General features: G+C 47.7%; 15 protein-coding genes. 13 read left to right on the top strand and 2 right to left on the bottom strand.

Annotated elements, in window-relative coordinates; translation table 11 throughout:
• Positions 1–48 precede the first annotated feature (48 nt).
• The 8 genes from L976_RS04470 to tilS all read left to right on the top strand — a co-directional run bounded on the left by L976_RS04470 (position 49) and on the right by tilS (position 9,811).
• Positions 49–546 (top strand): OmpH family outer membrane protein, encoded by a 498-nt coding sequence (locus L976_RS04470; protein WP_037416754.1) that lies wholly within the window; start codon positions 49–51, stop codon positions 544–546.
• A 3-nt stretch (positions 547–549) separates the two neighbouring features.
• Positions 550–1,575 carry a UDP-3-O-(3-hydroxymyristoyl)glucosamine N-acyltransferase gene (gene lpxD, locus L976_RS04475; protein ID WP_047534654.1) on the top strand — a complete coding sequence of 342 codons (1,026 nt, stop codon included), beginning with the start codon at positions 550–552 and terminating at the stop codon, positions 1,573–1,575.
• Between the two features lie 32 nt (positions 1,576–1,607).
• A complete protein-coding gene (fabZ, locus tag L976_RS04480; RefSeq protein ID WP_037416758.1) occupies positions 1,608–2,072 on the top strand; it encodes a 3-hydroxyacyl-ACP dehydratase FabZ in 465 nt (154 codons plus the stop codon).
• The gene (gene lpxA, locus L976_RS04485) at positions 2,069–2,839 is read left to right on the top strand and encodes an acyl-ACP--UDP-N-acetylglucosamine O-acyltransferase (protein ID WP_037416761.1); all 771 of its coding nucleotides are present in this window, start codon (positions 2,069–2,071) and stop codon (positions 2,837–2,839) included. Before fabZ ends, lpxA begins: the two co-directional genes overlap by 4 nt.
• Before the next feature lie 133 nt (positions 2,840–2,972).
• Positions 2,973–4,130: a lipid-A-disaccharide synthase gene (gene lpxB / locus L976_RS04490; protein ID WP_037429558.1), complete on the top strand. Its 1,158-nt coding sequence runs from the start codon at positions 2,973–2,975 to the stop codon at positions 4,128–4,130.
• Complete coding sequence (gene rnhB / locus L976_RS04495) at positions 4,130–4,759, top strand: ribonuclease HII (protein ID WP_047534659.1); 630 nt, start codon at positions 4,130–4,132, stop codon at positions 4,757–4,759. The genes lpxB and rnhB overlap by 1 nt, the downstream gene beginning before the upstream one ends.
• Positions 4,760–4,876: 117 nt before the next feature.
• Entirely contained in the window at positions 4,877–8,356 is a 3,480-nt protein-coding gene (dnaE, locus tag L976_RS04500; RefSeq protein WP_047534662.1) for a DNA polymerase III subunit alpha, read from the top strand.
• 57 nt (positions 8,357–8,413) lie between these two features.
• Entirely contained in the window at positions 8,414–9,811 is a 1,398-nt protein-coding gene (gene tilS / locus L976_RS04505) for a tRNA lysidine(34) synthetase TilS (protein ID WP_047534663.1), read from the top strand.
• Positions 9,812–9,861: 50 nt separating this feature from the next.
• Here the strand turns inward: tilS and dgcS are convergent, their stop codons facing one another.
• Positions 9,862–10,752, bottom strand: a complete 891-nt coding sequence (gene dgcS, locus L976_RS04510) for a diguanylate cyclase DgcS (protein ID WP_047534665.1) — start codon at positions 10,750–10,752, stop codon at positions 9,862–9,864.
• Between the two features lie 170 nt (positions 10,753–10,922).
• Between dgcS and L976_RS04515 the strand changes: the two genes are divergently transcribed.
• Positions 10,923–12,869, top strand: a complete 1,947-nt coding sequence (locus tag L976_RS04515; RefSeq protein WP_047534667.1) for a monovalent cation:proton antiporter family protein — start codon at positions 10,923–10,925, stop codon at positions 12,867–12,869.
• A 115-nt stretch (positions 12,870–12,984) separates the two neighbouring features.
• Here L976_RS04515 and cspE read toward each other — a convergent pair whose 3' ends face one another.
• A complete protein-coding gene (gene cspE / locus L976_RS04520; RefSeq protein ID WP_011071803.1) occupies positions 12,985–13,194 on the bottom strand; it encodes a transcription antiterminator/RNA stability regulator CspE in 210 nt (69 codons plus the stop codon).
• A 526-nt stretch (positions 13,195–13,720) separates the two neighbouring features.
• On the opposite strand from cspE, the gene L976_RS04525 reads away from it, so the two are divergent.
• The 4 genes from L976_RS04525 to rfbD all read left to right on the top strand — a co-directional run bounded on the left by L976_RS04525 (position 13,721) and on the right by rfbD (position 20,895).
• Positions 13,721–15,544 (top strand): DUF885 domain-containing protein, encoded by a 1,824-nt coding sequence (locus L976_RS04525; RefSeq protein WP_047534669.1) that lies wholly within the window; start codon positions 13,721–13,723, stop codon positions 15,542–15,544.
• 191 nt (positions 15,545–15,735) lie between these two features.
• Positions 15,736–19,011, top strand: coding sequence for a DEAD/DEAH box helicase (locus tag L976_RS04530; protein WP_047534671.1), 3,276 nt, complete (start codon positions 15,736–15,738; stop codon positions 19,009–19,011).
• A 121-nt stretch (positions 19,012–19,132) separates the two neighbouring features.
• The gene (locus L976_RS04535; RefSeq protein WP_047534674.1) at positions 19,133–19,891 is read left to right on the top strand and encodes a phosphatase; all 759 of its coding nucleotides are present in this window, start codon (positions 19,133–19,135) and stop codon (positions 19,889–19,891) included.
• 17 nt (positions 19,892–19,908) lie between these two features.
• The gene (gene rfbD, locus L976_RS04540) at positions 19,909–20,895 is read left to right on the top strand and encodes a dTDP-4-dehydrorhamnose reductase (RefSeq protein WP_047534676.1); all 987 of its coding nucleotides are present in this window, start codon (positions 19,909–19,911) and stop codon (positions 20,893–20,895) included.
• Positions 20,896–21,023: the final 128 nt, after the last annotated feature.

The following is a 21,023-nucleotide window of genomic DNA, read 5'->3' on the forward strand; positions in this document are numbered from 1 at the left end:
AGTTTTGCTGAATATAACAAAGGTAACAAGGAGTCTATTTTGAACAAGATGGTAAACCGTGCCCTGGTGACGTTAGCTTTATTAGGTGCACCTTTAGCTGCGCAGGCGGAAAATATTGCTGTAGTTGATATGGGCGCTGTGTTTGAGCAGTTACCTCAACGTGAGCAAATCATGCAGTCTCTGAAGTCAGAGTTTGGTGATCGCATGTCTGAAGTTCAGAAAATGCAAGAAGAAATGCGCTCTCTGATGGAGAAGCAGCAACGTGATGGCGCGTTAATGAATGACACGCAAAAAACTGAGCTGGTTCGTAAAATGGAAGCGCTAAAATCTGAATATCAGTTGAAAGGTAAGGCGTTGGATGAGGACTTACGTCGTCGCCAAGGCGAAGAGCAAAACAAACTGTTAGTTAAGGTTCAAAAAGCCATTAACACTATCGCTGAAAAAGAAAAATACGATTTAGTTTTACAGCGTGGTGCAGTCATTTATGTTAAGCCAAATGCTGACATCAGTGGCAAAGTGGTTGAAGCCTTAAGCAAAGGCAAGTAATTGATGAAAAGTGTGACTTTAAAAGAGCTAAGCCTGATATTAGATGGCGTTGTCCAAGGCGATGAAACCTTAGTGATCAACAGTGTTGCAACGCTTGAACATGCCACAGCGGGACAAATCTCTTTTTTAGCCAACAGCAAATACCGTGCTCAGCTTGAGTCAACTCAAGCGAGCGCGGTGTTATTGTCGGCTAAAGATGCGCAGGACTATCCTGGCACTGCGTTAGTTGTAAAAGATCCCTATGTGGGGTTTGCTCGTGTGGCGCAGTTGTTAGATACCACGCCCAAGGCAGCGATGGGTATTCATCCCTCAGCGCAAATTGACCCTTCTGCCCAGTTAGGTGAAGGTGTGGCAATTGGTGCTAATGTGGTGATTGGTGCCAATGTTATCCTCGGTGAAAATGTACAAATTGGTGCGGGTACTGTGATTGGACAAGACTCCATCATAGGCTCAAATAGCCGTTTATGGGCCAATGTCACCCTGTATCACAATGTCCATTTAGGCCAAGACTGTATTATTCATTCCGGTGCCGTTATTGGCTCCGATGGATTTGGTTACGCTAATGAGCGCGGACAGTGGGTTAAGATCCCCCAAACGGGTGGTGTGCGCATTGGTGATCGCGTCGAAATCGGTGCTAATTCAACGATTGACCGCGGTGCATTAGGCCATACCGAAATCCACAATGGTGTGATTATCGACAACCAAGTGCAGGTCGCCCATAACGATATTATTGGTGAAAATACAGCTATTGCAGGCAGTACCACGATTGCGGGCAGTGTCACTATTGGTAAGTACTGTATTATTGGTGGAAATTGTGCCATTGCTGGCCATTTATCCATTGCCGATGGTGTGCATATTTCTGGCGCGACCAACATTACTGGTAATATGCGTGAGCCTGGTTTGTATTCATCAGCCACGGTTGCTATGGATAACAAAACGTGGCGTAAAAACACAGTTCGCTTCCGTCAATTGGATGAACTGTTCCAGCGCGTGAAGACGTTGGAAAAAAATTTAAATACACCAGAGTAATTGCCCTAAGGCAATTTTGAGGAACTAGGTTCGTGTCTAATCAAATGAACACTATGGATATTTCGGAGATCCTTAAGTATCTGCCCCATAGATATCCATTCCTATTAATCGATCGCGTACTGGATTTCACCCCCGGTGAGAGTCTCCATGCGATTAAAAACGTGACGATTAATGAGCCCTTCTTTCAGGGGCATTTCCCGATCCAGCCTGTGATGCCCGGCGTGCTGATTTTAGAAGCCATGGCGCAGGCCACTGGTCTGCTTGCTTTTAAGACCATGAGTGACGATGTGCCACCACCTGGTGTGTTGTATTATTTTGCGGGTATCGATAATGCACGTTTTAGACGTGTAGTCGAACCCGGTGATCAAATCCATTTTGAAGTCAAAATGATTAAAGAGCGCCGCGGGATTGGCGTTTTCTATGGTGAGGCCAAAGTGGATGGTGAAGTGGTTTGTTCCGCTGAAATCATGTGTGCCCGCAGAGAGATTAATCAGTGATAGATACATTAGCGTTTGTGCATCCCGATGCAAAAATTGGTAAAAATGTCACCATAGGCCCATGGAGTTATGTGGGCGCGGGTGTCGAGATTGGCGACGATTGTTGGTTAAGCTCCCACGTGGTGGTGAAGGGGCCGACGGTGATAGGTAAAGGCAACCGTATTTTTCAATTCGCCTCTGTGGGTGAAGAATGCCAAGATAAAAAATACGCAGGTGAGCCTACACGCCTTATCATTGGCGATAACAATGTTATCCGTGAGCATGTCACTATTCACCGTGGAACGGTTCAAGACAATAGCGAAACCCGTATTGGTTCAAACAACCTGTTTATGAACTACGTGCACATTGCCCACGACTGCGTGGTCGGCAATAACGTAATTATGGCCAATAATGCGTCTATCGCAGGCCATGTGCATGTCGGTGACTGGGCGATTCTCGGTGGCATGACTGGCGTTCACCAGTTTGTGCATATCGGTGCCCACGCCTTTACTGCGGGATGTTCGTTATTATTACAGGATGTACCACCCTTTGTGATGGCTGCGGGACAACCAGCTATCCCTCGCGGCTTAAACAGCGAAGGTATGAAGCGCCGAGGCTTCTCTAAGGAAACTCAATTAGCGGTGCGCCGCGCTTATAAAACCTTATACCGTAGCAGCCTGACGGTTGAAGAAGCGGTTGAGGCACTTGCCGAAGATGCACAAAATGACGCGCAAGTTAAGTTGCTCGTTGAGTTTGTCAAATCTTCGGGTCGCGGCATTATTCGTTAGCGGCATGATGCGTTAAGAGTTTCGACTCTAGACTATGCCATTCATAGGCACTGCTCGTGACATTCTGCGTTAGAAAATGCCATGGCAGAGGTTATCGCTGCGGTGCCATTCACTTGTCAGATATGATTGGTTTATGAGCAAAAAATCTCAATTAGTGTTTGCAATGGTCGCCGGAGAACTCTCCGGCGATATTTTAGGTGCGGGTTTGATGGCCGCGCTGCAAAAAGCACATCCCAATGCCCGTTTTGTTGGTATTGGTGGACCTCGTATGGAAGCCTTAGGCTTCGAATCCCTGTTCGCGATGGAAGAATTAGCCGTGATGGGGATAGTTGAAGTGCTATCGCGCCTGCCACGCCTGCTCCATGTCCGAGCTTCGTTAATTAAGTCCATCACCGAGCTTAAGCCTGATTGCTTTATCGGTATTGATGCGCCGGATTTCAATATCGGTCTGGAGCTTAAATTAAAGGCTCAGGGGATTAAAACCGTTCACTATGTGAGTCCTTCGGTGTGGGCATGGCGGCCTAAGCGGATCTTTAAAATCGCCAAGGCGACTAATATGGTGCTGTCATTATTGCCCTTCGAGAAAGCCTTCTACGATAAGCATCAAGTGCCTTGTACCTTTGTCGGTCATACCTTAGCCGACGACATTCCGCTTGAGAGTGATAAAGCAAGTGCGCGTCAATTGCTGGAGTTAGATCCTGAGGCTGAATATCTCGCGATTTTACCTGGTTCGCGCGGCGGTGAGCTAAAGCAATTGGCTGAGCCCTTTGTGAAGGCGGCGCTACTTATCAAGCAGCAATTTCCCGATATTCGCTTTGTGACGCCTTTAGTGAATCAACAGCGCCGTGAGCAGTTTGAACAAGCGTTAAAAGATTATGCGCCGGATTTAGAAATTCACATGGTGGAAGGCAAGTCACGCGAAGTGATGGCCGCTGCCGATGGTATTTTACTCGCCTCGGGTACAGCGACGTTAGAGGCCATGCTGATTAAACGCCCAATGGTGGTGGCGTACCGCGTGAGTCCACTGACCTATCGTATTGCCAAGAGCATGATGCAGGTGAATCGTTTCTCGCTGCCAAATCTATTAGCGGGGCGAGATGTGGTACCAGAGCTTATTCAGCATGATTGCACGCCAGAGAAAATAGCTGCCGCGGTTGGCGTTGAACTTAACCGCGACTTTGCACCAATCAAAGCCGAGTTTGAACGTTTGCATCAACTGCTGCGTTGCGATGCCAGCCAGAAGGCGGCCGAGGCGGTTTTGGCTCTGGTTGATGTTAAGGATGTGAACTAATGGCGGTATTTAAGACGCTGACCGACACCGATATCGCCACCTTCTCAACAGGTTTAGTGGCGGGTGTGGATGAAGTTGGCCGTGGTCCCCTCGTTGGCGATGTCGTCACCGCTGCGGTGATCCTCGATCCTAATCGACCTATTTTGGGCTTAAATGACTCTAAAAAGCTCAGCGAGAAGCGCCGCGAGGCATTATTCGATGAGATTTGTGAAAAAGCCTTAAGCTTTCATGTGGGGCGCGCTAGTCCTGCGGAAATTGATGAGCTGAATATCCTGCATGCCACTATGCTTGCCATGCAGCGCGCGGTGGCAGGGCTTGCACGTGCGCCCGAGTTAGTTTTAGTCGATGGTAATCGCTGCCCGGCGTTTACTCACCAAGGGCTGTCTTTGGCGAGCCATAGCATAGTCAAGGGTGATGGCCTGATTGCCAGCATCAGTGCAGCCTCGATTATTGCCAAAGTGACCCGCGATCGGGAGATGGATGCCCTCGATGCCGCTTATCCACAGTATGGATTTGCTAAGCATAAGGGCTATCCAACGAAGGCGCATTTTGACGCCATCGCCGAGCATGGTGTGTTCGATCAATATCGTAAAAGTTTCAAACCCGTCAAGGCATTACTGGAGCGTTAACACCGATTGGGTGTTTTCACTTCAGCTTGAGAGCAAAGTCACTAGCCCAAGGGCGGTGACTTTGCTAGTCTGCTTTTTTAGTGATTGTTAACCTGCTATTCAAAGATAATTCTAATTATGTCCGATCCTCGTTTTGTGCATCTGCGTGTCCACAGTGACTTTTCTATGTCCGATGGTGTGGCTAAGGTCAAGCCAATCCTTGCTCAAGTTGAAGCGCATGGGATGGCGGCGGTGGCTTTAACAGATCAAAATAACTTCTGTGGTCTAGTGAAGTTTTACGGCGGTTGCCATGGCGCAGGGATCAAGCCGATTATCGGCGCGGACTTTTGGATGCAAGTGCCTGGTTTTGATGGTGAGTTTTGCGCCTTAACCATTATTGCGATGAATAATGAGGGCTATCAAAACCTCACCCAAATCATCAGTCAAGCCTATTTACGCGGGCATGTTCAAGGTCGCGTAGTGATTGACCAAGAGTGGTTGGTCACATATAACCAAGGCATTTTGCTGCTGTCTGGGGGCAAAGAAGGGGATGTGGGTAAGGCGCTGCTGAAGGGCAACAATACTCAGGTTGAGTCGTTATGCGAGTTCTATCAGCAGCATTTTGAGGGACGTTATTTCCTTGAGTTGTTACGCACCGGACGCCCCGATGAAGAGCGTTATCTGCACATGGCGGTGGGATTAGCGCAGGAAAAGGGTATTCCTGTGGTGGCTACAAATCAGGTGGTGTTTTTAAAGCCAGAGGACTTCGAAGCCCATGAAATACGGGTCGCGATTCACGATGGTTTTACGCTTGCCGATCCACGCCGTCCTAAAAAGTACAGTGAGCAGCAGTACCTTCGCAGTGAAGAGGAAATGTGTGAACTGTTTGCTGACATCCCCGCAGCCCTTGCCAATACCGTTGAAATTGCTAAGCGTTGTAACGTCACTATTCGTTTAAACGAATACTTCTTACCTAACTTCCCCACCGGCGATATGTCGATTGAGGATTATTTGGTTGATCGCTCTAAGAAGGGGCTCGAAGAGCGCTTAGCGTTCTTATTCCCCGACCCACTAGTGCGCGCCGAGCGTCGCGGTGAGTACGATGAGCGCCTCGACATCGAGCTTCAAGTGATTAACCAAATGGGCTTTCCTGGTTACTTCCTTATCGTGATGGAGTTTATTCAGTGGGGTAAGGACAACGGGATTCCCGTTGGTCCTGGCCGTGGTTCGGGCGCGGGTTCGCTTGTGGCCTATGCCCTTAAGATTACCGACTTAGACCCCCTCGAATTTGACCTGCTGTTCGAACGTTTTTTGAACCCAGAACGGGTGTCGATGCCCGACTTCGACGTTGACTTCTGTATGGATCGACGCGACGAGGTCATTGACCACGTGGCTGAGTTGTACGGCCGTGAAGCGGTATCGCAGATTATTACTTTCGGTACCATGGCGGCTAAGGCGGTTATCCGAGACGTCGGCCGGGTGCTGGGCCATCCCTATGGCTTTGTCGACCGTATTTCAAAGCTAATCCCACCTGAGCCTGGGATGACACTGGCCAAAGCTTTTGAAGTGGAACCTGCATTGCAGGAATCCTACGATGCCGATGAAGATGTCAAAGATCTTATCGACATGTGCCGCAAACTTGAGGGTGTGACCCGTAACGCGGGTAAGCACGCGGGGGGCGTGGTGATTGCGCCCACTAAGATCACCGACTTTTCGCCGCTATACTGCGATGCCGAAGGTAAAAACCCCGTCACTCAGTTCGATAAAAACGATGTGGAAACTGCGGGGCTAGTTAAGTTCGACTTCCTTGGGCTTAGAACGCTCACCATCGTCGATTGGGCGCTAGAGATGATCAACAAGGTGGAGGTTAAAAATGGCCGTCCACCAATACGCATTGAAGCGATTCCGCTAGACGACCCAGCCTCGTTTAGATTGCTGCAACGTTATGAAACCACTGCGGTATTCCAGCTCGAATCCCGCGGTATGAAGGATTTGATTAAACGTCTACAGCCCGACTGCTTCGAAGATATGATTGCACTCGTAGCATTGTTTCGCCCAGGGCCGTTGCAATCGGGCATGGTGGATAACTTTATCGAGCGTAAGCATGGCCGTGAAGAGGTGTCTTACCCCGATTCTCAATACCAGCATGAATCCTTAAAAGAACTGCTTTCGCCCACCTACGGCATTATTTTGTACCAAGAGCAGGTGATGCAGATTGCACAGGTATTGTCAGGTTATACCTTGGGCGGCGCTGACATGTTACGCCGTGCTATGGGTAAGAAAAAGCCTGAGGAGATGGCCAAACAGCGGAGTATTTTTAAAGAGGGCGCGATTAAAAACGGTGTCGACGGCGAGCTGTCGATGAAAATCTTCGACCTTGTGGAAAAGTTCGCTGGTTACGGTTTTAACAAGTCTCACTCTGCGGCCTATGCGTTAGTTTCCTATCAAACGCTGTGGTTGAAGACCCATTTTCCATCGCAATTTATGGCGGCTGTAATGTCTGCCGATATGGATAACACCGATAAAATTGTGACCTTAGTGGATGAATGCGAGCGGATGGGGCTCACCATCATTCCGCCGGATGTGAATAAGGGATTATTTAAGTTTACCGTTGATGATGATCTGCGGATTGTCTACGGCATTGGTGCGATCAAAGGCGTGGGTGAGGGGCCAGTTGAGTCAATTTTAGAGGCGCGTAAAGATGGTCCCTTTGTTGATTTATTCGATTTCTGTGCCCGTATCGACCTAAAAAAGCTCAATAAACGGGTTATTGAAAAGCTTATCTGTGCGGGAGCGTTAGATTCCCTCGGACCGCACCGCGCGTCGATGATGGCAACCTTACCCGAGGCCATTAGCGCAGCAGACCAACATGCGAAGGCTGAGGCTATTGGTCAGCATGATATGTTTGGTTTGCTCAATAGTGATCCTGAGGATAGCAAGCAACAGTTTGTGGAATGTACCCCATGGCCGGACAAAATTTGGCTTGAGGGCGAGCGAGAAACATTAGGGTTGTATTTAACTGGGCACCCAATAAATCAATACCTTAAAGAGCTTAAGCATTACACCTCAGGGCGCTTGAAGGATGTGCATCCTACCGAACGGGGCAAAACCGTCAAGGCTGCGGGCCTCGTCGTGGCGACCAGGGTGATGCTCACTAAACGCGGCTCAAAAATGGGCTTACTGACCTTAGATGATAAGAGCGCTCGGCTTGAGGTGATGCTGTTTACTGAAGCCTTTGAGAAGTTTAATCACCTGCTGGAAAAGGACCGGATCCTGATCTGTGAAGGTGAGGTGAGTTTTGATGATTTTGCCGGTGGAAACCGGATGACGGCGCGCAATATCATCGATATCAGTGAGGCGCGTAGCCATTTTGCCAGTGCATTGGAAATCGATTTAGTGGCATCGCAGCTGACCCCAAATATGCTCGAGGGCATTGAGCAGGCAATCAGTCCATGGCGTAATGGCGCTGTGCCAGTGCTGATTAACTATAGCCAAGCTCAAGCCAAGGGGCAGTTTAGATTGGCCGAAACCTGGCGAGTTAACCCAAGTGATGAGTTGGTCTTTGCCTTGGAAAGTTTACTCGGCCCGAACAAAGTGCGGATTGTATTTCCATCGTAATATCTGCCTTAAGTCGAACCAAGCTTAGGTTTCTGTTGTTTTTGAGTGGGGAAGAGGATGGCTGCGCAGGATTTGAGTGTTCATATAGCGCGATTTTTAGATAGCTTACCCTTTCAAGCGGGGAGCAAGTTAGTCCTCGCTTACAGTGGCGGAGTCGATTCCGAAGTGCTCGCCTACGGCTTAAGTGAATATGCTAAACAGCGTCCTGATTTACGCTATCAATTGATTTATGTACACCATGGCTTGAGCCCCAATGCCGATGCTTGGGCCAAGCATTGTCAAGAACGCGCGGCCCTGTATGGTTTACCTGTGACGGTAGAACGGGTTCAGCTCGAGCTTGGTCCTCGGGTGAGCGTTGAGGCTGCAGCGCGAAAAGCGCGTTATCAGGCGATTTTAGCGCATCTTAATCCGCAGGATATCTTACTAACCGCTCACCATGAAGATGACCAACTCGAGACAATTCTGTTAGCCCTAAAACGCGGTCAAGGCCCTAAGGGGTTAGCGGCCATGGGGCATATTCAGCCGCTCTCATTAGCAGGTAAAGGATCGTGCTTACAAGTGCGTCCTTTGCTTGATATTAGCCGCGAGATGATTGAAGCCTTTGCTAAAGCGCAACATTTAGTCCATATCGATGATGAGAGTAATCAAGATGATAAGTACGATCGTAACTTTCTTCGCCTCGAGATTATCCCACGCCTAAAAGCGCGCTGGCCAAGTATCGCCAGCACCGCAAGCCGCAGCGCCCAGCTTTGTGCCGAGCAGCAAGCCATAGTAGAAACTGAGGTAAGTGAGCGTTTACCTAAGCTGTTAACCAAGGCGGCTGTTACTGAGCAAACTGTACTCAAGCTGACTGAATTGGCAGCGCAACCGATTGAATGGCAAGGGATACTGCTGCGGGGCTTTATTGAGTCCCAAGGATTTTCACTGCCATCCTACGTGCAGTTGCAGCAAATGTTGCAGCAATTAATCCACGCTAAAGAGGATGCTAAGGTCCATATCCGCATTAATGACTGTGTACTGCGCCGCTTTGCAGGGATGCTTTATCTGGATAGTGGAGAAACCCTATCTACCGTGCCCCACATTACAGCGCGCGACCTACATCAAGAGATTCTGACCTTATTGACTCAAGCATCAACAATGGTTGGAGACAAGATTGCGCCATTTGCGTTGGTTACAACAGGCCCTCGGCTGCGTTTACCTAACGCCGATGAATTGGTGAGTCTACGTTATGGCTTGCCGGGGCAATTTCGCTGTCAGCCACATTTTCGAGATAAGGGACGCGAGCTGAAAAAGTTATGGCAGGAATGCGCTGTGCCGCCTTGGTTACGTACTGATGTAGGATTCGTGTTCTACAACGATAAGCTGGTGATGGCCTTTGGTCTCTGGGTCGAAAAGGCATTTTGTGCCCAAGGGGATGATATCGGGCTTAAGTTTGATGGGAATGCGATCGGATAGCAAAGTCTATTTGCCATGCTTTATCGCCAGTGAGCAGCATCCATGCTCGATTAAGACAGTTGGGCCGGGCTTAACTTGTAGCAATTACGCCCCGAGGCTTTGGCTTGATACAAAGTTTTATCAGCCTGCTCATAGAGTTGTTCGGCTTCCATCGTGTCGCTCGCCTCAGCCGCCCCAAGGCTACTGCTCACGCCAAATTGATGGAAGCTGGTATTGGCATTGGTTGCAGTGACGATACGCTCACACAGTAAACCCGCGGCATGAATATTACCTTGTACTATGACCACAAACTCATCGCCGCCGATGCGGAAAGCCTGATCTGTACTACGGATACAGCTACGGATAATGTCACCAAACTCCTTCAAAATATAGTCACCGCATTTGTGACCATACTTATCGTTAAGCTGCTTAAAATTATCCAAATCCAACACAATAAGTGACACCGTTCCCTGTTTTCTGTGAGCCCTAGCCACCGCGTTTTTCAGGCTTTGGCTGTAATAGTGACGATTTCCAAGACCCGTTAGGGAGTCAAACATAGCCTGCATCGACATTTCTTGGTACTGCATGGCATTCAGCAATGGTTGTAACAAGAGCGGCTCTATTTCTTGCAAGCTGATGCTCTGTGAGGGCGTTAGCGGCGTTAATAGTTGATACTGCAGTGTAACTGGTGTCCCACCGCAAATGATCTGCCGTTTAAGGCTAATCCCATAACGTTTACCCCAGCTTAATTTATATTGCTCAGATTGTAGTCGAACCCCTTGTATAGGCAGATGTTGTCCCAGCACTTTGCCGTAGCAGGCAAAGACTGTCCGCGGATCTAAACTAGCATGCAGTTGCTGGATAACTTGCACGAGATCCAACGGCGTGGATGTCGGGCTATATGCCTCTGTTTGATAGTTATATTCATCGGGATATAACGTGGTCGCTAAGCCAAAGTCCATTATGATTACCCCAGCAAATGAAATGGCGATAAAAACTGTTACCTTAGTTAAGCAATATGTGTGCCGTTATATTGCCAATTAAATTTGTCTTTACTTGTCACTCAGTTAAGCTTAAAGCTCATCGTTATAATTTTTAACATGCCAGTAATTTGACAGGAGCTAGTGCGTCTATGGAACATGGTTTCTTGATTCAAATTCTGTTGATGTTAGTCATTGCGATCGTTGCGATTGCGCTACTTAGGCGTATCGGTTTGCCAGCTATTTTGGCGTATTTGTTAACAGGAGTACTCAGTGGGCCGAGTGGCTTTCATTGGTTTACTCAGCAGCAAATGCAGTCTGTCGCCGAGCTTGGGGTAGTGCTGTTGATGTTTACCCTAGGGCTTGAGTTTTCGGTACCCCGCTTATGGGCGATGCGCAGAACCGTGTTTGGTTTAGGCAGTGCCCAGGTGCTCGTCACCACTGTCTTGACTATGCTAGTGGCGTTAGCCTGTGGGTTGAATTGGATTGAATCACTCGTTATCGGCGCTGCAATTGCGCTTTCATCTACCGCCATAGTGCTTAAACTGCTCAATGAGCAGGGCTGGCTGAGGCGTCGTCATGGCGAATTATCTGTCAGTGTATTGTTATTTCAGGATTTAGCGGTAGTGCCGCTGCTGATTCTACTGCCATTACTCTCACAGAGTGATGAACCCTTAATGTTAGCCTCTATCGCTTGGGCGTTACTCAAGGGGATTCTCGCCTTCTTTTTCTTAATGGCTTTGGGGAAGTGGGCTTTACCCAGGCTGTTTGATGAGGTGGCAAGGTCGCGCTCAAATGAACTCTTTGTGCTTTCAACATTAGTGGTCGCCTTGGTCACGGGCGCATTTACCCAGTGGTTAGGTTTATCGATGGCCTTAGGGGCATTTATGGCGGGGATGCTGCTTGGTGAGAGCCAATATCGTCGTCAGCTCGAGGCGGATATTCGCCCCTTTCGCGATCTATTAATGGGGCTATTTTTTATTTCTATCGGCATGATGCTGGATTTTGGATTAGTTATTCAGTTTTGGTGGCAAATTCTATTGGTTCTGCTCGCGGTTGTGTTTGGTAAGGCACTTATTATCTATGGATTATTACGTTTAGTGGGCGAGCCCTTTAGGATTGCGATTAGCACAGCCTTAAGCTTGGCGCAGGTGGGGGAATTTAGTTTTGTGGTACTCGCGCTCGCCGTTAGCTATGGGTTACTGAGTAATGAGACCAGTACGATGCTGGTGATGGTGGCGGTATTGTCTATGAGTATCGCTCCTTGGTTGGTGCGTCACAGTGTGGATATTGCAAAGTGGTTATTGGGGATCCGCCAGTCAGCGCATGTAGACGATGTGGTTCCTGTGATAAGCGACGACCATGATTTAGTGGTGATTTTGGGGTATGGGCGCGTAGGGCAAACCATTGCGCGTTTTTTAAAGACCGAAGCCGTGCCTTATTTGGTGCTCGATCTTGATCCCACAAGGGTTTCTGAGGCGCGTCGAGCTGGGGAGCCTATTTACTTTGGTGATGTGTGTAAGCGGGCCATTCTCAAACAGATTGGTATTAAGCATGCCAAAATGATAGTGATCACCTTTAGCGACTCCCGCAGTTTAGAAGACGCCTTACCCTTATGCCGGCAACTGGCTCCTGAAGCTAACATTTTGGTCAGAACCCGCGATGATAGCGAGTTAGACTTATTGCAAAAGGCGGGGGCCAATCAAGTCATCCCAGAAACCTTAGAAGGAAGTTTGATGTTAGTTTCGCAGGTTTTGCATCAATGCGGAGTGCCATTAGCGCGGATCCTCAAGCGGTTAGAGTCGGAGCGGCGTAATCATTATCAATTTTTACATGGCTTTTTCTCGGGTACAGAGACGGATTTCACTTTAGAATCTTTGCATGCAGTGCTGCTGCACCGTGGTGCAAATGCCGTTGGTAAGCAAGTGGCGGATATTGATTGGGAATCACTGCGGGTAGAGTTGAGGGCGATACGTCGTAATGGTCAAGAAATTGAGCATCCTGCATCGGATTGGGTATTTCGAGCGGGGGATATTCTCCTCATCGTCGGCAAACCGAGAAGAGTAGAAAATGCAGAAGCAAAACTACTGCAGGGCTAGTTGGTTTAATAAGAACATCAATCAATAGGATAAAACGCACCAATAAAAAATGCCGACACTGAGTCGGCATTTTGTCTGTAAACTTGTTGTTAATTAATCCCTTGCGGGAAGTTAATTACAGAACAACAACGTTCGCAGCTTGAGGACCTTTTTGGCCTTGTTCGACTTCGTAAGAAACCTTTTGACCTTCAGCAAGGGTTTTAAAGCCATCAGATACGATTGCGCGGAAGTGAACGAATGCGTCAGCGCCACCGTTATCAGGGGAAATAAAACCAAAACCTTTGTCTTCGTTAAACCATTTTACTACACCAGTAGTTTTAGACATGAATGTCTCCAAAATTTTCAAAAAAATAATTCGCAACAATGCGTGAAATTAGCCAGAAATAGAATTATTTACATTGATGATAAGTTATGAGTGGAAAGCTTCATGACAGCAAACAAATACCGGGTGCAGCGAAGGTTTTCAAATACATAATATTGCTTATAAATAGGTCTGACTCACAGGCCAGGACGCAGAATAGCATACTCCCACTTTTTGTATAGCTTTATTTTTAACTAGGGCATATCTATAAGGGGTTTTTAGTTCGAATATTTGATGGGGATAATTTTTTATTGTTTTTATTCATATGGATAGTGTTTGATTGTGTCACTGAAGCCAGATTGAAATAATTATTCCTGTAAGTTTACTCGCACTATAAAAAGTGGTGCTAAACATTTAGAAGGTGGCTTATTTATTTGTCACTTTTCGTTACGTTATTAAATTGTTGCTTATTTGTGGTGGTGGTATTGTTTTCCGTATTGGGAAGTTTTCCCATCGAACTTTGACAATAATGACCTGTGGAGCATCAATATTGAAAACGGTATTAAAACGCATTGGGCTTGGCATTTTAGCCATATTGCTATTGTTGATGGCAGTTGCCGCCCATGAATGGTTTGCCAAAAAGCCATTTTTCTTTCGCGCATTTTTAGATAGAAGCGTCGTAAAAATGGCCTTTGAAAGTCCTGAGACGTTAACATCCTTAGGATTTTTAGAATCTGTTGGGATTACGGGGCATAACGCCCTGCTCGACGATGATAGCCCTGAAGCCATGGACAAAACCTTTACTCAAGTCCGTGCGTTAAGAGACACATTACTGAGTTACCAAGACGCTGATCTCGATGATAATCAGCGTATTTCGAAGGATATTGCATTGTATCTGGCGGATTTTGCCCTCGCGGCCGAACCCTATCGCTATCATAACTATCCGGTGAATCAGTTGTTTGGTGTGCAAAATGGTTACCCAAGCTTTATGCAGGCGCAGCATCAAATCCATTCGGTTGATGATGCTGAAAATTACCTCTCGCGCTTAATTGCGGTGAAGACTAAGTTTGGACAAACCTTAGAAGGGCTCAAACTTCGAGAAGCTAAGGGCATTATTCCGCCTAAGTTTGTGATTGAGCGGGTGCTTACTGAAATGAATGACTTTATCAGTGCGCCAGTTGAAGACAATATTCTCTACAGCTCCTTTAAAACCAAATTAGCAGAAACTCAGATTAGCAGTGATGAACAGGCGCGTTTGCTTGCCACGGCAAAAACCAATATCGAAGCTTACGTGCAGCCAGCGTATCGACTCTTCATTGATTATTTTACTGAGTTACAGACTAAAGCAGGCACGGATGATGGTTATTGGGCTTTGCCTAATGGGAATGTCGCCTATGAACAGCTGTTGAAGTTCTTTACTACGACAAATTACACCGCCGATGAGATCCATGCTAAAGGATTGGCCGAGGTGAGCCGTATCCAAGGTGAAATCATGACCATCTTGTCTGCACAAGGGTACGATACAAGCCAAGGATTTTCGGTGGCGATTGAGGCCTTGGCCGCCGATCCTAAATTTTACTATGAAGACACCGATGCTGGCAGAGCGCAGATCCTAGTGGATTATCAAAAAATCCTCGACGAGATCAATGCCGGACTCGACAACGCATTTCGTATCCGTCCAAAGGCCGGAATGGAAGTGGTGCGTATTCCTGAATTTAAAGAGAAAACGGCTCCTGGCGCTTATTATCAGCAACCGGCGATTGACGGCAGCCGCCCAGGACGTTTTTATGCCAACCTCTTTGATATCAAAGCAACACCTAAATACGGCATGCGTACCTTAGCCTACCATGAGGGGATCCCCGGACATCATTTTCAGGTTGCAGTTGCAATGGAACTTGAAGGGCAACCACTTATTCGTAAGATGGCACCTTTTACCGCTTATATTGAAGGCTGGGCACTTTATAGTGAGCGTTTAGCTTGGGAACTCGGTTTCCAACAAGATCCCTTCGATAATATTGGTCGCTTGCAGGCGGAGTTGTTTAGAGCTGTGCGCCTTGTTGTTGATACAGGTATTCACCATAGTCGTTGGACGCGGGAACAAGCCATTGACTATATGAAGAAAAATACTGGAATGTCAGATCGCGATGTAACCGCTGAAATTGAGCGTTATATTGTGATGCCCGGCCAAGCGACAGCCTATAAGGTGGGGATGATGAAGATCCTCGAACTGCGGGAAAAAGCCAAACAAGCTCTTGGGGACAAATTTGATTTGCGCGATTTTCACGATGTGCTGCTTAAAAATGGCGCTGTTCCCTTAGATATTTTAGAAAAATTGGTTGATCGCTATATTGCTGATAAGCGTCGTCAAGCCTAAGTTGAGGTGACTTTAGTTGGCACATCCCCGCAGGAATGGTCTGCGGGGATATATCCCGCTCACGTAAGTGATTCGTCTTCTGGCTTTCCCCACCCGGTTTCAATACAATTCCCCCTTACACGTTGATAAATGCCTTTGACAATCGTGGTTTATTGTCCGTAAAGGGATTTTTGAGTTTCAAGGTTTTGCTGATGAATCGCTTTCCCCCCCAAGAGCCCATTCAATTGACTCAAACGGCAATTGAGTCCTTATTCACGCCGCCGACCTTGATGCGTGCCCGTGATTATGTGATGCAGGGGAAGGTGTTAAGCGCAAAAGCCAATGCCGATTTTCGCCATATTGAAGGCTCGGTAGCGGGCAGTGAAACCTCGCCCTATCGTCAGGATATACGTTTAGTCAGCGTCAATCATAAGCTCATCATGAACGGTTTTTGCTCTTGTCCCGCCACGGGACATTGCAAGCATATGGCTGCTGTACTGTATAGCTTGCTCACCGATAAAACGGTTGAGGATCAACGCATCGCCCAATGGTTACATCTACTCGATGATGCCGATGATCCTCGTTTGAATGATGTTGAGTCCCTCTACGATGATCGGGTGCTGTATATCCTCTCAAAGGACGATAATGGGGTGTTTATCGAGCTTAGGCGCGGCAAGGTTGGGAAGAAGGGCGGTTATAACAAGGGTTCCAAAATTGCACTCTCGGATGTGCAATATTATATGCCTGCATGGATTGGTGCCGAGGATGTGCTGATCATCAATCTGATAATGTCTACGAGGCGCCATGGTGCATCGCGGCTCTATCTTAAGGCGCAGTTAGGTGCGGTTGCGCTTGAGAAAATGCTCGCGACCGAACGTTGTTTTTGGGAGGAAAGTCGCCTCGCATTGACCGCGGGCGATGCCATTACGCCACAGTTTATTTGGCAAGATATTGATAGTGAACACAAGCAAATGCGCCTTGTTTTGCCCAAGCGAGATAATTGGGAGCTTGTGCCAACCGAGCCTGCGTATTATATCGAACTCGATTACTTTCAAATTGGTCTTATCGACACCGATATCAGTATTGAAAAATTGCGCCTACTCAGCCAAATGCCACCCGTGCCTCGCACGCAGGTTGAGGTGGTGAGTCATAAACTGATTAAACATTTTTCAGCGCGCACAGTGCCGCTACCAAGTGCCATCAATTTTGTCGAACTACGGGATAAACTTCGGGTTCGGTTGAGCCTAAATATGCTTTCGGCGGCATCGACTCATGCCAATGCTACTCTACCTAATACGACCCAACTCAAGACAACAACGCCACATATTCAAGCTGTTGATATCAATCAGCCCTATGTGACCTTGGCATTTATCTACGGTGATGTCGTTTTGAGTGGTAATGCAGCTAAAGAAGCCTTAACCCTTGTGACCCAAGGCGGAACGACCTATCAAATTAACCGTGCGTTGGACGAAGAACAAGCGGCGGTTGAGGTTCTGCAAACGCTTGGATTTACTCGTTTTGTATTTGATCTTAGCAGTTTAGTCTGCCACTGGCGCTTAGGTGCGTTGTCCGAGGCGATTCGGGAGTGGCTGCACTTTATCGAGGAAGATGTCCCAAGATTACAAGCCCAAGGTGTTGAGGTGTTATTGGCGCCCGAGTTTAGCCTTAAGGTAGTCGACACGCCGTTAACCGTTGAGCTGGATGACAGTAAAGAGGGCTGGTTTTCGCTGTCTTTGCATGCGGATATCAATGGTCAGCGGTTACCCATGTTGCCGCTGGTGGCCACTTGGTTAAAACAACACGGTGAGCCAGCCGATGATGCTGAGCTATTGCTACCCAGCCCCTCTGGCGAGTGGCTAAAAATCAAGGCCAGTGTTATCAAGCCTCTAATGAGCATCATTCAAGAGTTGTTTGAGCAGCACCGCGGCAACAGTATCGCCTTACCTAAGTACCGTGCGAATTTACTCAATGAGTTAGCTGAAAGTGAGATTAGCCTGCTCAATGGTGAGCGGGTGCGCCAACTTGCTGCCAAATTAGAACAATTTACTGGTGTTGTTGCGGTTACTGCGCCAACCCAATTACAGGCAAAACTGCGTCCCTATCAGCAACAGGGCTTAAATTGGCTATGTTTTTTAAAGGAATATCAGCTAGGTGGCATTTTAGCCGACGATATGGGATTGGGTAAAACCATTCAAACTTTGGCATTCCTGTTGAAGCAAAAACAGCTTAAATCCGCGGCAGCCCCTCATCTACCCAGTTTAATTATTTGCCCCACCAGTCTGGTCGGAAACTGGGCAAAGGAGGCGGCAAAATTTGCGCCTTCGTTAACACTGGCGGTGATCCATGGCGCACAGCGCGGGCCGCTTTTGGCACGGTTAAGTGAGTTTGATGTGGTTGTTACTACCTATCCGTTAATGGTGAGGGATAACGATTTTTACCAGGCACAACCTTTTGAGCACATAGTGCTTGATGAAGCACAGCAGATTAAAAATGCTCAAGCTAAAGTCAGTCAGATGATTAAAGCGCTGCAGGCGCCTTTTAAACTCTGCCTTACGGGGACGCCCCTTGAAAATCATTTAGGTGAACTCAAATCCTTAATGGATTTTTGTTTGCCAGGACTCCTTGGGACAACGGCTTATTTTAATAAGGCATTTCGTTATCGGATTGAGCGTTACGGCGATAGCGAGCAGGCAAAAGTGTTGAGTCAACGCATTGCGCCCTTTGTGCTCAGACGAACTAAGACGGAGGTAGTGACTGAACTTCCGCCTAAAACCGAAATTTATCAAACTCTTGAGCTTGAGAAAGATCAACGCAATCTGTACGAGAGTATTCGCTTAAGTATGGAGAAAAAAATTCGAGAATTGTTTGCAAGCCAAGGCGTGGCGGGCAGCCATATCGAGTTTTTAGATGCCTTGCTCAAATTGCGCCAAGCCTGCTGCGATCCGCGATTAGTAAAACTCGAACAGGCACAAAAAGTTAAAAATAACGCCAAGCTTAACTGGCTTAGCCAAAACTTGCCGGAAATGGTGCAGGAAGGACGCAAAATTTTAATCTTCAGCCAATTTACTAGTATGCTGATTTTGATTGAAGAATTACTCCAATCCTTAGATATCAACTACAGCAAACTGACGGGCCAAACTCGGCTACGTCAGGTACAGATTGATCAATTCCAAGAAGGCGATACGCCAGTGTTTTTAATTAGCTTAAAGGCGGGCGGAACTGGGCTTAATTTGACCGCTGCCGATACGGTTATTCATTACGATCCTTGGTGGAATCCTGCGGCCGAAAGGCAAGCCACTGACAGAGCACACCGTATTGGCCAAGAAAATCCGGTGTTTGTCTACAAGCTTATCGCCGAGGGAACGGTCGAAGAAAAAATCCAAGAGATGCAGCAGCATAAACAAGGTTTAGCCGATAGTATTCTTGAAGGTAAGGGCAGTGGCGCATGGCAAGGTAGTGCCGATGAACTGCTCTCTTTATTCCACTAAGGCATTGTTGTATATCACTGCCTGTGGTCGTTGACTTGGCGACTCTTGTACAAGCAGAGCGGTAACAGATTGATGTTTAAAAATTCTTTTTTAAATGCGAGTTAAAAGACAGAGGTGACCCATGCAGTACCCAGTCGATACCCATACCCATACCGTGGCATCCTCCCATGCCTATAGCACTATCCATGATTATCTTGCGGTGGCAAAACAAAAGGGGCTCCGCCTGTTTGCGACGACAGATCATGGCCCGGCCATGGCGGATGCGCCGCATTTTTGGCATTTTGTGAATTTACGGGTATTGCCGCGCATGGTCGATGGCATCGGCATTTTACGCGGCATTGAAGCCAATATTAAAAATCGCGACGGTGAAATCGATTACTTTGGCGATTATCTGTCGCAGCTCGATATCGTCTTGGCTGGATTCCATGAACCCGTGTTTGCGCCCTCGGATAAGGCCACCCAAACCGAGGCGATGATTAATACGATTAAAAGTGGCAAGGTCGATATTATTACTCACCCAGGAAACCCCGCATATCCCATTGATATTGAAGCAGTCGTCACTGCCGCAGCAGAATATGGTGTAGCACTTGAAATTAATAATTCCTCCTTTGAAGTGTCTCGCAAGGGCAGTGAAGCCAACTGCACCGCGATCGCTAAGGCGGCTAAAGCGTTAGGTGCAACCTTAGTCATGGGGTCTGATTCCCATGTGGCATTTAGCCTTGGTGGATTTGATCGCGCCTTAAGCATTATCGATGCGGTTGATTATCCAAAGGATAAGCTGCTTAATCGCTCGCCCATGGCGCTGTTAGACTTTTTGACTCTGCGTGGGCATAAAACTGTTGCTGATTTTATACCGCACTTTCGCGATGAAGCAATTTGAGGCGCTTGAGTCAATCAATGCAGGATGTCACTCCCGCGCGACCAACAGTGCTCTTAACTGGCGCGCACAGCCAGCTGGCGAAAGCATTAATCCGAACGCATCTCAATGGTGGATTAGCATTGAATCTCCATCCGCTTACGCATGCTGCGTTAGATATCAGCGATAAATACCGCGTGGCTGAGGTGTTTGCGCAGGTGAAACCCGACTGGGTGATTAACTGCGCGGCCTATAATGCGGTCGATAAGGCTGAGACGGCGGTGGATGAGGCTTATCGCGTCAATAGCCACGGCCCAGAATTATTGGCAACCGAATGTGCGCTCACGGGCGCGCGGTTAGTACATATTTCCAGTGATTATGTTTTTAGCGGCCTGCTTGCGGGCGTTGAGGCCAATGCCTTAAGTGAAACGGTGACACCTTCGCCATTATCCGTTTATGGCAAGAGTAAGCTTGCCGGAGAGCAAGCGGTGCTGCGTATCTTGGGTGAGCGCGCGATTGTTATTCGTACCGCATGGCTTTACGGTGTCGATGGGCATAATTTTGTGAAAACTATGCTGAGGTTGATGGCCGCCACGCCCGATGCTCAGTCGCTCTCAGTGATAAACGATCAAATCGGCTCACCTACGTGGGTCGATGCCCTCGCGTTGCTTATCTGGCAACTGATGCTAACGGGTGAGGCGGGGCTATTTCATTATTCAGGGCAGGGGCAATGCAGTTGGTATGAATTTGCAGTTGAAATTCAGCAGCAAGCGTTGGCTCTGAAGTTATTAAAGAAAGCCGTGCCCATCATTGCCATTGATAGCCTCAGTTATGCCGCCAAAGCGCTTGAGAAAGGCAATGTACTGGCACAAAGGCCGAGTTACAGCGCGCTTAATAGCGATAAACTGCGACAGACGCTGGATAAGCACCATCTTGTGGCTATGCAATGTCCTGAAGTTTGGCAGGATTGGCGAGTGCAACTTAACTGCATGCTTAATGCTTTTATAACACAAGGCGAAAAATCCTAAACTGATGCCGTTTTTTTGTTACTCACAGGCAAGCGGATTGCATTTGCCAGTATTCCACTCCTAGTGGTTTATTTTCAAGGCGGTGAATACGAATGCAGCCTAGGGAATGACTCTTTTCAGCGTATCTT

This window comes from Shewanella sp. ZOR0012, assembly GCF_000798835.1.
Lineage (GTDB): Bacteria > Pseudomonadota > Gammaproteobacteria > Enterobacterales > Shewanellaceae > Shewanella > Shewanella xiamenensis.